Here is a 12,205-nt window from a genome sequence, read left to right on the forward strand (position 1 = left end):
AAGCCGGGCTTATAGGGGGGTTTGGCGCGCCGCGCGAGGGGGCTTTGCGCGGCGATCCGGGGCCGCGGGGCGGGGCGGCATTGGGGCTCCGCCTGTTCGCACTTGGCTCTGGACGCCTCAACCAGTACATGACAGTATTCGAACCGGATTAGTGCTGCCATGATTGATATTTCATCAAGCATAAGCCCGGCCGCATCGGCGCGGATCGTTCGCCCTTCGATCGTGCGAGGCGGGCTGCGATGAGCGGGATCGTGCGAGTCGCCGCGCCGGGCGGCTCCGCGCCCCGAATCGAGGCCGCGCCGGGCGATGCCGCGGCGATGGAGCGCCATATCGCCGCCATCCTGGTCGCCGACGTCGTCGGCTACACCCGGCTCAGCGAGATGGCCGAGGAGGCGACCCATCGCCGCCTCAAGGCCCTGCGCTGCGGCATCATCGACCCGCTGGTCGCCCGCTGCGGCGGCCGGGTCGTCAAGAATACCGGTGACGGCTTCATCGCCACCTTCCCGGCCGCCGCAGCGGCAACGGATTGCGCGCTCGCCCTGCAACGCCGCCTCGCCGAGGCGGCGCAGGGGGAGCCGGAGGCCTCGCGCCTGACCTTCCGGATGGGCGTCAACCTCGCCGAGGTCATCGTCGAGGACGGCGACGTGTTCGGCGACGGCGTCAACGTCGCGGCCCGCCTGCAGGCTTATGCCGAGGCCGGCGACGTGATCGTGTCCGAGGCGGTCTTCTCGCGAGCGAGCGCCGAGGCGCGGATGCGGGCGACCGACCTCGGCTCGCTCCCCCTGCGCAACCACGCCCGGCCGGTCCGGGTCTTCGCCCTGCGCGGCGGCGAGGCGGCGCGCCCGCGCACCGGCGAGTGCGCGCCCGGCGCCGAGGCCCGGGCCTCGATCGCGGTGCTGCCGTTCCGGGCCGGCGGGGCGGACCGGCTCAGCCTCGCGGACGGCTTCACCGACTGGATCGTGCGGGCCCTGTCGTCCTTGCGCGACCTGTTCGTGATCTCCCGCGGCTCGACGCAGGCCTATCGCCGCCGGCGCATCGACCCGGCGGCGATAGGGCGGCGCCTCGGCGTGCGCTACGTCATGGACGGGGCGATCCAGCATCACGGCGGGGCCTTGCGGGTCTGCACCGAGCTGATCGAGTGCGGCACCGGCGCGGTCGTCAGCGCCGACCATTACGAGGGCCTCGTCGACCAGGTCTTCGCCCTCCAGGACGCCATCGCCCTCAAGCTGATCCGGACCATCGCGCCGCACGTGCGCGAGCGCGAGCTGCAGCGGGCGCTGCGCAAGCACCCGGCGAGCCTGACGAGCTACGACCTGCTGCTCCAGGCCCTCGACCAGCTCCACAAGATGGACCCCGACAGCTTCGCCCGGGCCGGGGGCCTGCTGCAGCAGGCGATCGCCCTCGACCCGTCCTACGCGCCGCCCTTCGCCTACGCGGCCTGGTGGCACGTCCTGCGGGTCGGCGAGATGGGCTCGCCCGATCCGGACGGCGACGGGCGGGCGGCGGCGGAGCGGGCCCGCGCGGCGATCGAACGGGACGGCAACGACCCCCTGGCGCTGGCGATCCACGGCCACGTCCAGGCCTTCATGCTGCGCGATGCTCGTACCGCGCGGCGCTTCCTCGACCGGGCGATCGAGGCCGGCCCGAGCGTCGCCATCGCCTGGACGATGAGCAGTGCCGCCCACGGCTTTTCCGGCGACGGACGGCTGGCGGTCGCCCACGGCGAGGCCGGCCAGCGCCTGGCGCCGAACGACCCCTACACCTTCTGGCACGAGGGCCTGCTCGCCCAGGCCCACTACGTCGCGGGCGACTACGACGAGGCGGTGGCCTGGGCCTCGAGCGCGGTCGCCCGCAACCGCGCCATCCGCTTCACCCTGCGCATCCTCGCCGCGAGCCTGGCGGCGGCCGGCCGGCTGCCGGAGGCGCGAGCGGCGGCGGGCGAGCTGATGCGGCTGCAGCCGGGCTTCCGGCTCGACGCTTACGCGCCGCGCTGCCCCTTCGCCGCCCCGCTCCTGGCGCGCTGGATCGGGCACCTGCGGGCGGCGGGTCTGCCGGAGTGAGGCGGGGAGGCGTCGGGGGAGGGCGGCGATGACGGGCAATACCGGGAACACGGGCAATACCGGCAATACGGGAAACACCGGCAATGCCGGCGTCAACGGCGATGCCGGCGGAGGCTGGTTCGTGCCCGACCGGGCCGACTTCCCGTTCTCCCTCGAGACGACGATCGACGGGACCGAGATCGGCGCCTTGCGCCGCCCGGTCTTCATTCGCGACGAGACCCCTCCGGGTGCCACGCGCCGGACGATCGCGTTCCGCAGCGCCGATATGGCCGCCGGCCGGTCGCTCGCCTTCGCGAACCGGTTCTGGGCCGGGCGCTGGTACGCCTACCGGGTGCTGCGGGACTTCGCCGCGACGGACTGGGACACGGACGGCCTCCACGATGCCCTGGCGCAGATCCTGCTCGATCTTCGCGCGACGACGGGCGGCAGGACCGGGCAGGAGATCGAGCTCGACACGCTCCTGGTGCTGGCGCGGGACGAGCGCGCCTCGGCCCTGGCCGAGATCCTGGCCCAGGACGTCGAGTTCATCACGGCCTTCATGGAGGCCCTGTCGATGACGCCGGCCTCCCATCCGCGCACCTACCGGGTGCTGCACGCCGCGAGCCTCGTCGGGTCGTTCGCGGCTTTGCGCTTCAAGGAGGCGTTCGACCGGCCGCGGCCCTCCTTCCTCTGCCCGGCCCTGCTGCCGCCGCTGCCGGTGCCGGGGCACTCGGCCTTCCCGAGCGGCCACGCCACCCAGTCGCGCCTGATGGCGCGCTGCCTCGCCTACGCGTTACGCCTCTCGGGCCTGGCCTACGCGGAGCGCCGGCCCGTCAACGAGACCCTGAAGGCGCTCGCCCGGCGCGTCGCCCGCAACCGCGAGATCGCCGGGCTGCACTATCCGAGCGATTCGCGCGCCGGCCGGCGGCTCGCCGACGCGGCCTTCGCCATCCTGTCGGCCCATGCCGGCGACGGCCTGAGCGCCGAGGCCTACGCCCTCCCGACCTTCGGCGACGCGGCGATCGAGGCCGCCCGGGAGTTCAACCCGGACCTGGTCCTGCCGCCGGATCCGAGGTGAGCGGGGAGACGCAGCGCGATGAACCGCGATCCCGACGACGACCGGGGGCACCCCGGAGACCGCCTCGTCCTGCGGCCGCTCCCGCTGCCGCCGGCCGATCTCGACCCGTCCCGGGCCGAGCCCCGCCTCCTCGCCCGCCACGGTCTGCCGGCCCCACGCCCCGGGGACGGCCCGGCGGCGGCGGCCTTCCGCCGCGCCTTCCTGGCGCCGCCCGAGGACCGCGCGCTACGATTCGTCGAGGCGGTGCGGCGCGATCTGGCTCCGCCGACGGCGAGCGCCCGCACCCACGGCGCCGTGCCGGCGCGCCGCAGCGTCAACTGGTCGGGCGGATCGCTCGCGGCGCTCCAGGGGCGCAGCCTCGTCGGCGTGATGGCGCGCTGGCGCGTGCCGGCGGTGACGGGCGATGCCGGCAGACCCGCCCACGCCTCGGCCTGGATCGGCCTCGACGGGCAGGGCTTCTTCCGCAATGCCAGCCTGCCGCAGATCGGCACGCTCCAGGCGTGGGACGGCGCGAGCGCCCGCTACGAGACCTGGGTGCAATGGTGGGCGCGGGGCGAGGAGAACGCGCCGCAAACCCTCGGGCTCGCCGTCGCGCCGGGCGACGAGGTATCGGCGATGCTCACGCTCCTCGACCCCGCGACCGTGCGCTTCAACCCGAAGAACGAGAGCGCCGGCACGATGCTCCAGGCCTTCGACCTCACGGCGCCGGGGGGACGGCACGTCCCGGGCGCCACCGCCGAATGGATCCTGGAGCGCCCGAGCCCGCTCGGCTCCGACGGCTGGCACCCGTACCCGCTCGCCGCCTACGCGGCCTTCCCGTTCACCGCCTGCCTGGCGCAATCCCGCGCCTCCGGCGAGACGGCGCTCGCCGAGCACGACCTGGCCCGGGCGAGCCTGATTCGCATGATCGGCCTCGAGGGGGGCCACGCCCGCACGATCTCGTACCCGGCGCGCGTGCCGGGGGACGGGCGGTCGCTGACGATGACCGTCGGGGCGCCGTTCTGAGCGTCACCCCACCGCCACCGGCTGCTTGACCACCGACGGGGTGCGCATCGTCACCAGTTCCTCGCCGGCGGTGGGATGGACCGCGATGGTGCGGTCGAAATCGGCCTTCCTCGCCCCCATCGTCACCGCGATGCCGACGGCCTGGATGATCTCGCCGGCATCGTGGCCGAGCACGTGGACGCCGACCACCCGGTCGCTCGCCCGCTCGACGATGACCTTCATCAGGATCCGCTCGTCGCGGCCCGACAGGGTCGCCTTCATCGGCCGGAATCGGGCCTCGTAGACGTCGATCTCGCCGCAGAGGCGGCGCGCCACCTCCTCGCCGTGGCCGACGACGCCGATCTCGGGCGTCGAGAACACCGCGGTCGGGATCAGGTCGTGGTCGACCGCCCAGGGCTTGCCCCCGAACACCGTGTCGGCGAAGGCGTGGCCCTCGCGGATCGCGATCGGGGTCAGCGCCGCGCGGTTGGTGACGTCGCCGACGGCGTGGATCGAGGGCGCGGTGGTCTGCGAGAAGCGGTCGACGGGAATCGCGCCGGCGGCATCGAGGGCGATGCCGGCCGTCTCGAGCCCGAGCCCGGCGACGTTCGGGCGCCGGCCGGTCGCCACCAGCACCTGGTCGACCAGGATCTCGCTGCCGTCGTTCAGGGTCGCGCAGATTCCGCCGTCGCGCCGGTCGAGGCGGTGGACGGTGGTGTTCAGGCGCAGGTCCATGCGCTTGGCGTAGGCCTCGCCGAGGGCCTGGCGGATCTCGCCGTCGAAGCCGCGCAGCAGCCGGTCGCCGCGGTGGAGCAGGGTGGTGCGGGTGCCGAGCGCGGCGAAGACGCCGGCGAACTCGACCGCGATGTAGCCGCCGCCGACGACGAGGATCCGCTCGGGCTGGGTCTCCAGCTCGAACACCTCGTTCGACGTGATGGCGAGCTCGGCGCCGGGGATCAGCGGCTCCTTGACCGGGTGGGCGCCGACCGCGACCAGGATGTGGCGGGCGCGCACCCGCGTGCCCGAGCGCACGAGGCGGACGGTGTTCGGTCCCTCGATCACCGCCCGGTCGGCGACCACGTCGACCCCGGCCCGCATCAGGTTGGTGGCGTAGATGCCCTCGAGCCGGGTCACCTCGGCGTCGCGCCGGGCCTTCAGGGTCGCCCAGTCGAAGCGCGGGGTGCCGACCTCCCAGCCGAAGCCGGCGGCGTCCTCGAACTCGTCCGCGAAGCGGCCGGCATAGACCATCAGCTTCTTGGGCACGCAGCCGCGGATCACGCAGGTCCCGCCGACCCGGTACTCCTCGGCGAGCTGCACCCGGGCGCCGTAGCCGGCGGCGATGCGGGCCGCCCGCACCCCGCCGGAGCCGCCGCCGATCACGAACAGGTCGACGTCGAAGGCCCGGTCATCGTGGGCGTCTCGCTGGGTCTCGGTCATGGCGCGCACCGTCCGTTTGTCAGGGCTTCTCTGCGACAGGCGAGGCCGAGGGCGCAAGGTCGCCCGCCAAGGCGAGGGCGCGCAGCCAGGCGATCGCCGCACCGACGCCGGCGGTCCACCAGGCCTGCCAGGCGCCGTGCTCGACGAAGGCGACGATGCCGGCCGCGGCGAGCAGCGCCAGGGCAGTGCTGCGGGCGAGCGCCGGCCAGCGGCCCAGCGACCGCAGGGCCAGGACCAGGACGAGCGCCGCGAGCGCCGCCCCGACGAATCCGAGCTCGGCCCAGACCTGCAGGAAGCTGTTGTGCGGGTGCCCGACCGCCAGCATGACGCGCAGGTCGGGCTCGAGCCGCTCGGCCACCGGCGCGTCCTGGAAGCGCCCGCTGGTGCCGTAGCCGGCCCCGCGCCAGGGATCCTCCGCCACGGCCGCGCCGAAGCTGCGGGCGATGGCGACGCGCGCCCGGGTGCTGCTGGCGGCGAGCCGCTGGTGGAGCGCGTCCGGCATCGCGCGGGCGAGGAGGTCGCCCTCGACGGGAGAGAGGACGAGGGCGCCGAGCAGTGCCGCCCCGGCGAGGCCGATGCCCGCCCGGGCCGGCAGCCAGCGAAGGGCACAGAACGTGAGGGCGCCGGTGGCGAGCCCCAGCACCGTCGCGCCGCTGACCGAGCGCCAGGCCGCCACCGCGAAGGCCGCGAGGCAGAGCGCCGCCAGCCCGCGCCGCCCGCGCGCCGCCAGGAGGGCGGCGAGGGGGAGGACCAGCAGCATCATGGTCAGGAGCGGCCGGTTGAACGCGAAGGCGGCGACGCGCTGGCCGAGCGCCTCGCGGATCACGAGGCCGGAGGCGAGGTCCGCCACCACGTAGAGGCAGGTCGCGACCAGGATCCAGGCCGACGGCCCGGCGACGGCGGCGAGGTGCGGCGGCGCGAGGCGCGCCACCAGGTACGCGCCGAGGAGCGCCGGCAGGAACTCGGAGAGGGTGCGCAGCGAGAGGCCCGGCAGCGGGCTCCAGGCGAGGCTGATGCCGCACCAGGCCAGGAAGGCGAGGGCGGACAGCCCCAGGGGCGTGGCGAGCGGCGCGACGAGGAGCGCCCGCACGGGGCGCCCGGCGGCGGCGGCACCGGCGAGCAGCAGGAGCCCGGCGAGGCCGACCACGACGGGGCTCGAGCGGTTCGCCGCCGCCATGCAGGCCGGCAGCGCCGCGATCACGACGGCGCCGAGGCGATCGAGCGTCGCGGCCCGGTCCGTGCGGCCCTGCCCGGCTCCCCGGACCGTCGGGGCGGTCACTGAAGCTGGTGGCCGCGCTTGCCCATCTCGGCCCGCACCCGGACCATCATGTATTCCGAGACCTCCTGGGTCCAGGTCTGCATCGCCTGCACCATGTCGTCGAGCACCTGGGGCTGGGTCTCGACGTAGCGCTTGCCCGAGGGTGAGCGGAAGAAGGTGGCGATGTCGCGCAGCTCCGCCTCGGTCAGCTTGTTGGCGTAGATGCGCGAGGCGATGTCGATGATGCGCTGCTTCTGCAGCTCCAGCTCGGGCTGCATCTTCTCGATGACGTCGGCGAGGTCCTTCGTCAGCTCCGGCCGGGTGACCGCCGCCTGCTTGATCTGCTCGCCGAAGGCCGGGAGGATCGAGTCGAACGAGCGCGCGATGCCGGAGGACAGCATCACCTCCTTGGCGAGCGCGAGGTGGCTCGGGGTGATCGCGGCCTGCTGCGGCGCGGCCGGGGCGGCGGGCGCGGGCTTCGTCTGGGCGAGAGCCGGGCCGGACAGGGTCGCGGCGAGAAGGCCCGCCAGCAGGGCTCGGGAACGGCGCGGGGACATCGGTGTGCTCCGGGAAATCGGCGCCCGCGGGGGCTTGCCGTGATGAGGAAGACTTGCCGTGATGATTAAGACTTGCCGTGACGAGGAAGACGGGAGGGTCAGGCCGCCCCGAGGGTGACGATGCGGGGCTGGCCGTCGGCGGCCTCCGCGACGATCGCGCCGGTGGCGAGCCCGAGGAACAGGCCGTGCTCGACCACGCCCGGCACCGCCACGAGGGCGCGGCCCAGCGCCTCCGGATCGGGGATGCGGGAGAGGCCGGCGTCCAGGATCAGGTGGCCGCCATCGGTCAGGAAGGGCGTCCCGTCGGCGCCCTTGCGGACGGCGAGCGGCCCGGCGCAGCCGGCGGAGCGGATCGCCGCCGCGACCGCCAGGGTGGTGGCGACGAGGCCGAAGGGCACCACCTCGATCGGCAGGGGGAAGCGCCCCAGGGTCTCGACGCGCTTGGCGGCGTCGACGATCACCACCATGCGGCGGCTGGCCGCCGCCACGATCTTCTCGCGCAGGAGCGCGCCGCCGCCGCCCTTGATCAGGCGGAGCTGCGGGTCGATCTCGTCGGCGCCGTCGATCGTGAGGTCGAGGTCGGGCGTGTCGTCGAGGGTAGTGAGCGGGATGCCCGCGGCCTCGGCGGCCCGGCGGGTCGCCTCGGAGGTCGGCACGCCGACGACGGAGAGCCCGGCCCGCACCCGCTCGCCGAGGAGCTCGACGAACAGGGTCGCGGTCGAGCCGGTGCCGAGGCCGAGGCGCATCCCGTCCTCGACCAGCCCGACCGCCCGGGCGGCGGCGGCGCGCTTCAGCGCGGCGGGGCTCAACGCCGGTCTCCGCGGCAGGAAAGGATGAGGGAAATCGGCATGGCGTCCCGGCGCGGTTCGTGGCTCTCGACTGCCCCGAGGTCGTGCCGATCCGTTGGCAGGACTCCGGACAGGCGGGGCGTCCTGACGGCGGGCCCCGCTGATCGAGAGGCCCCTAGCACGCGAGACGGGGGCGGCGGAAGCGGCCATCCGGCCTCGTCCGAAGCAGCGCCGCGTCACGTCGCCGTCAGCCCGGCGGCGGACGAGCGCCGTCCCGCCTCAGGGCTTGGCCGCCCCCGGCGCCGCGCTGCCGGCATTGCCCTGGGGCGTGCAGACCACGGCATCGTCGAGCACGTAGCAGATGCTCATCGCGCCGGTGCGCTGGTTGACCCGGAACACCCCGGCCTCGCGCAGGTGGCGCGAGGCCACCAGGCTGTACTCGGAGGGGGCCTGCGGCCCGGCGCCCTCGCCGGGGCCGAAGCACAGGGTCGTGCCGATGGTGTTCTCCTGCAGGCCGTACTGGCAGGAGATGACCTCGCCCGTCGCCTTGTCGACCCGGTAGACCCGGTTGAGGTCGGCCTGGGGCGCCGGCACGAACTCGTAGGACGCGCCTTGCGCCGCGCCCGCGACCAGGAGCCCGGCCGCCAGCCCGGCGGCCCTGACCCGATAACCCGTCATCCCGCGCATGGCGCGCCGCTCCTCGACACGAACCGCGGCGACGGGCCGGCCGCGCTCGCGGGGCGCGGCGGCCGAATCGTCCGCATCAGCGCGTTATAGCTCACCCCGGCTTGCCCCGGGCTTGGCGCGAGGCCCGGCGCGAGGCTTGGCCCACCGCGCCGCCCGCCTGTATGGGAGGCCGGTCCCGTCTCCCCGCCAGCAGCGAAAGCCCATGCCGACGTCCATGCCGACCCCCATGCCCGCCTCGGACACCCTGCCGCCGATCGTCGTGTTCGACCTCGACGGGACCCTGGCGGAGACCGCGGGCGACCTCATCGGCACCCTCAACGTCATCCTGGAGCGGGAAGGCCTGCCGCCGGTGGCGCTGTCGCAGGCGCGGGAGCTGATCGGGGCCGGCGCCCGGGCGCTGATCCAGCGCGGCTTCGCGGCCGGCGGGCGCGAGCTGACGCCGGGCCGGCTCGACGAACTCTTCCTGGTGTTCCTGGCCCATTACGGACAGCACCTCTGCGACGTCTCGCACCTCTTCCCCGGCGTCGTGGAGTCCCTCGACCGGCTGGAGGCGGCGGGCTACCGGCTCGCGGTCTGCACCAACAAGCCGGAGGACCATTCGGTCCGTCTGCTGGAGCTGCTCGGGGTCAAGGACCGCTTCGCGGCGATCTGCGGCCGCGACACCTTCCCGTACTTCAAGCCCGACCCACGCCACCTCACCGAGACCATCGCGCGCGCTGGCGGCGACCCGGGCCGGGCCGTGATGATCGGCGATTCGCGCACCGACGTCGCCACCGCCAAGGCCGCCGGCATCCCGGTGGTGGCGGTGCCGTTCGGCTACACCGACGTGCCGGTGGAGGAGCTGGAGCCGGACGTGGTGATCCCGCACTTCGACGGGCTGTACGACGCGGTGCGGCGGCTCGATCGCGGGGCGGCCTGATATTCTCCAGGTCGTCCCGGGGCGAGCAGCCCCCGGGACGACCTGGAGCATCTCATATCAGCGCGCGGTGCCATCGACGCGTCGATGGCACCGCGTCCGGCGCATCAGCGCCGGTGCCCGTTCGGGCTTGCCGCGCGCCGAGGGGACCAGACGGGTCGGTGGACCGATTTCACGATGGGAAGGAGTGGTGGGCGCGACAGGGATTGAACCTGTGACCCTTCGCGTGTGAAGCGAATGCTCTCCCGCTGAGCTACGCGCCCGACGATCGGCCCCGTGCGGGGTTGATGCGGGGCACGAGAGCCGCCGCATCGCGGGCCGAACCGTTGTGACGGCTGAGATCGCGCGGCGACGGGACGCCGGGCGCTCGAGCAGCCGATCGATGGTAAGGGTGGTGGGCGCGACAGGGATTGAACCTGTGACCCTTCGCGTGTGAAGCGAATGCTCTCCCGCTGAGCTACGCGCCCTGTGAGCCGGCTTCTAGGCGGGGCGACGCGGCGCGTCAAGGCGCTTCGTCGCCCCGCGAGGGCTCCCGAGGGCGCTTCGCGCCCGCGAGATGCACCGGCTACTGGGCCGGCACCGCCGCCGCCAGCTCGGTCGGCACGAAGCGGCCGTCCTCGCGGCGGGTCATGTCGATCCGCCGGTCGTGGAAGGCGGTGAGCGTCGAGCGGTGGCCGATCGAGACGATCGTGGTGTCGGGCAGCTCCTGCCTCAGCATGCGGTAGAGCGCGGCCTCGGTCGGCTCGTCGAGGGCGGCGGTGGCCTCGTCGAGGAACAGCCAGTCGGGACGCGCCAGCAGCGCCCGGGCGACGGCGAGGCGCTGCTGCTCGCCGAGCGACAGGGCCTGGGCCCAGGGCGCCTCCTCGTCGAGGCGATCCGCCAGATGCGGCAGGCGCGCCGCCTCGAGCGCCGTGCGGATCGCCGCGTCGTCGTAGTGGCCCGCCGGCTCCGGGTAGGTGACGGCGGCGCGAAGGGAGCCCATCGGCAGGTAGGGCCGCTGCGGCAACAGCAGCAGGCGGGCGCCCTCCGGCGTCGAAACGGCGCCCTCGCCGAACGGCCAGATGCCCGCGATGGCGCGAAACAGCGTCGACTTGCCCGAGCCCGAGGGACCGGTGAGCAGCGTCGTCTCGCCGGGACGGAAGGAGAGGGCGGGGGCCTCGGCGATGCGGCGGCCGTCCGGCAGGTCGAGGGCGAGGCCCTTGAGGTGCAGGGAGGTGCCGCTTTCCGGCCGCACCGAGAGCGGGCTTGCCGCCGCCATCGCGTCGGCCCGGCCCATGGCGGCGTCGAAGGTGGTGAGCCGGTCGACCTGCGCCTTGTAGTCGGCCAGCGTCACGTAGAACGTGATGAAGAACGACATCGTGCTCTCGACCCGCGAGAACGCGCCCGCGGTCTGCGTCATCACCCCGAGCGGGATCTGGCCGGCGAAGTAGTAGGGCGCGACCAGGATGTAGGGGATCACCACGTTGACCTGCTGGTAGCTGACCGTGAAGGCGGCGAGCTTCTTGCGGCGATCGACGATGGCGTAGAAGTTCTGGATCAGCGCGCCGAAGCGCTCGCGCAGCGAGGCCCGCTCGGCCCGGGCGCCGCCGAGGAGCGCCACCTGCTCGCCGTACTCGCGCAGGCGCGCGAGCGAGAAGCGGAAATCCGCCTCGCGGCGCTGCTGCTCGAAATTGAGCCCGACCAGCGCCCGGCCGATGCGGTGGGTGATCCAGGTGACGAGCGCCGAGTAGATCAGCGCGCCCCAGACCAGGAAGCCCGGCACGTGCCAGTCGGTCCCCGGCACCGTGAAGGCCGACGAGATGTTCCACAGGATGACCGAGAACGAGACCAGGTTCGAGACCGCCGACAGGAAGCTGATGGTCAGCGACTGGGTGGTCTGGGTGAACTGGTCGATGTCGTCGGCGATGCGCTGGTCGGGGTTGTCGGCCTGGGCGCCCGAGAAGCCCATGCGGTAATGGGTATCGTTGCCGAGCCAGCGGTCGACGTAGTGCCGGGTCATCCAGGCCCGCCAGCGGATCCGCAGGAACGACTGGATCACGTACTGGATGATCGCGCTCGCCACGTAGACCGCGGCCCAGAGGCAGAACACCGAGAACAGCAGAGACCAGAACGCCGTCGCGTCCTTGCCCTGGATGGCGTTGAACCAGTCGCGGTTGAAGTACGACAGACGCACGTTGATCGCCACCTGGGCGAACTCGATGCCGATCACCAGGGCCGCCATGGTGAGCGCGACCCAGCGCTCCTGCATCTGGACCGCCGGCAGCGGCCACAGCCGCACCGTCGTGACCTCGCGGGTGGTGTAGTAGGGGTAGGCCAGGCGCCAGATCTGCAGGAGGGCCTGCTTCAAGCCGTGCATCGCGGTCTCCGGGCCGCCCGGCGGGCCGGCCTCAAGCGGGCCCGCCGGGCGTGGCGGGCCGATGATGGGTTGGGCGCGACGGGCGCGGACCGCGGACCGTCTCGC

10 protein-coding genes and 2 tRNA genes are annotated in these 12,205 nt (G+C 73.8%); 4 read left to right on the plus strand and 8 right to left on the minus strand.

The features are described from left to right. Positions 1 to 239: 239 nt before the first annotated feature. The 3 genes from DK419_RS14055 to DK419_RS14065 are packed head-to-tail and all read left to right on the plus strand — an operon-like array spanning position 240 to position 4,122. Entirely contained in the window at positions 240 to 2,060 is a 1,821-nt protein-coding gene (locus tag DK419_RS14055) for an adenylate/guanylate cyclase domain-containing protein (RefSeq protein ID WP_109959630.1), read from the plus strand. A gap of 28 nt (positions 2,061 to 2,088) precedes the next feature. Next, the gene (locus tag DK419_RS28610; protein WP_162561228.1) at positions 2,089 to 3,117 is read left to right on the plus strand and encodes a phosphatase PAP2 family protein; all 1,029 of its coding nucleotides are present in this window, start codon (positions 2,089 to 2,091) and stop codon (positions 3,115 to 3,117) included. A gap of 18 nt (positions 3,118 to 3,135) precedes the next feature. After that, a complete protein-coding gene (locus tag DK419_RS14065; RefSeq protein WP_109959631.1) occupies positions 3,136 to 4,122 on the plus strand; it encodes a G1 family glutamic endopeptidase in 987 nt (328 codons plus the stop codon). Between the two features lie 3 nt (positions 4,123 to 4,125). On the opposite strand, the gene gor is transcribed toward DK419_RS14065, so the two are convergent. The 5 genes from gor to DK419_RS14090 all read right to left on the minus strand — a co-directional run bounded on the left by gor (position 4,126) and on the right by DK419_RS14090 (position 8,828). After that, positions 4,126 to 5,538: a glutathione-disulfide reductase gene (gene gor / locus DK419_RS14070; protein ID WP_109959632.1), complete on the minus strand. Its 1,413-nt coding sequence runs from the start codon at positions 5,536 to 5,538 to the stop codon at positions 4,126 to 4,128. Positions 5,539 to 5,557: 19 nt separating this feature from the next. Then, positions 5,558 to 6,817 (minus strand): O-antigen ligase family protein, encoded by a 1,260-nt coding sequence (locus DK419_RS14075; RefSeq protein WP_245442958.1) that lies wholly within the window; start codon positions 6,815 to 6,817, stop codon positions 5,558 to 5,560. Next, positions 6,814 to 7,353, minus strand: a complete 540-nt coding sequence (locus DK419_RS14080; protein WP_109959633.1) for a DUF2059 domain-containing protein — start codon at positions 7,351 to 7,353, stop codon at positions 6,814 to 6,816. The genes DK419_RS14075 and DK419_RS14080 overlap by 4 nt, the downstream gene beginning before the upstream one ends. Positions 7,354 to 7,451: 98 nt before the next feature. Beyond that, positions 7,452 to 8,162 carry a ribose-5-phosphate isomerase RpiA gene (rpiA, locus tag DK419_RS14085; protein ID WP_109959634.1) on the minus strand — a complete coding sequence of 237 codons (711 nt, stop codon included), beginning with the start codon at positions 8,160 to 8,162 and terminating at the stop codon, positions 7,452 to 7,454. A 258-nt stretch (positions 8,163 to 8,420) separates the two neighbouring features. Continuing rightward, positions 8,421 to 8,828 carry a hypothetical protein gene (locus DK419_RS14090; protein ID WP_109959635.1) on the minus strand — a complete coding sequence of 136 codons (408 nt, stop codon included), beginning with the start codon at positions 8,826 to 8,828 and terminating at the stop codon, positions 8,421 to 8,423. A gap of 214 nt (positions 8,829 to 9,042) precedes the next feature. Between DK419_RS14090 and gph the strand changes: the two genes are divergently transcribed. Continuing rightward, positions 9,043 to 9,747 (plus strand): phosphoglycolate phosphatase, encoded by a 705-nt coding sequence (gene gph / locus DK419_RS14095; protein WP_245442959.1) that lies wholly within the window; start codon positions 9,043 to 9,045, stop codon positions 9,745 to 9,747. 185 nt (positions 9,748 to 9,932) lie between these two features. On the opposite strand, the gene DK419_RS14100 is transcribed toward gph, so the two are convergent. The 3 genes from DK419_RS14100 to DK419_RS14110 form a co-directional block, all read right to left on the minus strand. Further along, positions 9,933 to 10,007 (minus strand) — tRNA-Val (locus DK419_RS14100). Between the two features lie 129 nt (positions 10,008 to 10,136). Then, positions 10,137 to 10,211 (minus strand) — tRNA-Val (locus DK419_RS14105). A 98-nt stretch (positions 10,212 to 10,309) separates the two neighbouring features. Then, on the minus strand, positions 10,310 to 12,100 hold the full coding sequence (locus DK419_RS14110) for an ABC transporter ATP-binding protein/permease (protein WP_109959636.1): 1,791 nt from the start codon (positions 12,098 to 12,100) through the stop codon (positions 10,310 to 10,312). Positions 12,101 to 12,205 lie beyond the last annotated feature (105 nt).

Source organism: Methylobacterium terrae (assembly GCF_003173755.1).
GTDB classification, from domain to species: domain Bacteria; phylum Pseudomonadota; class Alphaproteobacteria; order Rhizobiales; family Beijerinckiaceae; genus Methylobacterium; species Methylobacterium terrae.

What these genes read in the sequence shown, in the direction of transcription:
- DK419_RS14055 (WP_109959630.1), top strand. Translation starts at nt 240, where the DNA reads ATGAGCGGGATCGTGCGAGTCGCCGCGCCGGGCGGCTCCGCGCCCCGA.
- DK419_RS28610 (WP_162561228.1), top strand. Translation starts at nt 2,089, where the DNA reads ATGACGGGCAATACCGGGAACACGGGCAATACCGGCAATACGGGAAAC.
- DK419_RS14065 (WP_109959631.1), top strand. Translation starts at nt 3,136, where the DNA reads ATGAACCGCGATCCCGACGACGACCGGGGGCACCCCGGAGACCGCCTC.
- gor (WP_109959632.1), bottom strand. Translation starts at nt 5,538, where the DNA reads ATGACCGAGACCCAGCGAGACGCCCACGATGACCGGGCCTTCGACGTC.
- DK419_RS14080 (WP_109959633.1), bottom strand. Translation starts at nt 7,353, where the DNA reads ATGTCCCCGCGCCGTTCCCGAGCCCTGCTGGCGGGCCTTCTCGCCGCG.
- DK419_RS14090 (WP_109959635.1), bottom strand. Translation starts at nt 8,828, where the DNA reads ATGCGCGGGATGACGGGTTATCGGGTCAGGGCCGCCGGGCTGGCGGCC.
- gph (WP_245442959.1), top strand. Translation starts at nt 9,043, where the DNA reads ATGCCGACCCCCATGCCCGCCTCGGACACCCTGCCGCCGATCGTCGTG.
- DK419_RS14110 (WP_109959636.1), bottom strand. Translation starts at nt 12,100, where the DNA reads ATGCACGGCTTGAAGCAGGCCCTCCTGCAGATCTGGCGCCTGGCCTAC.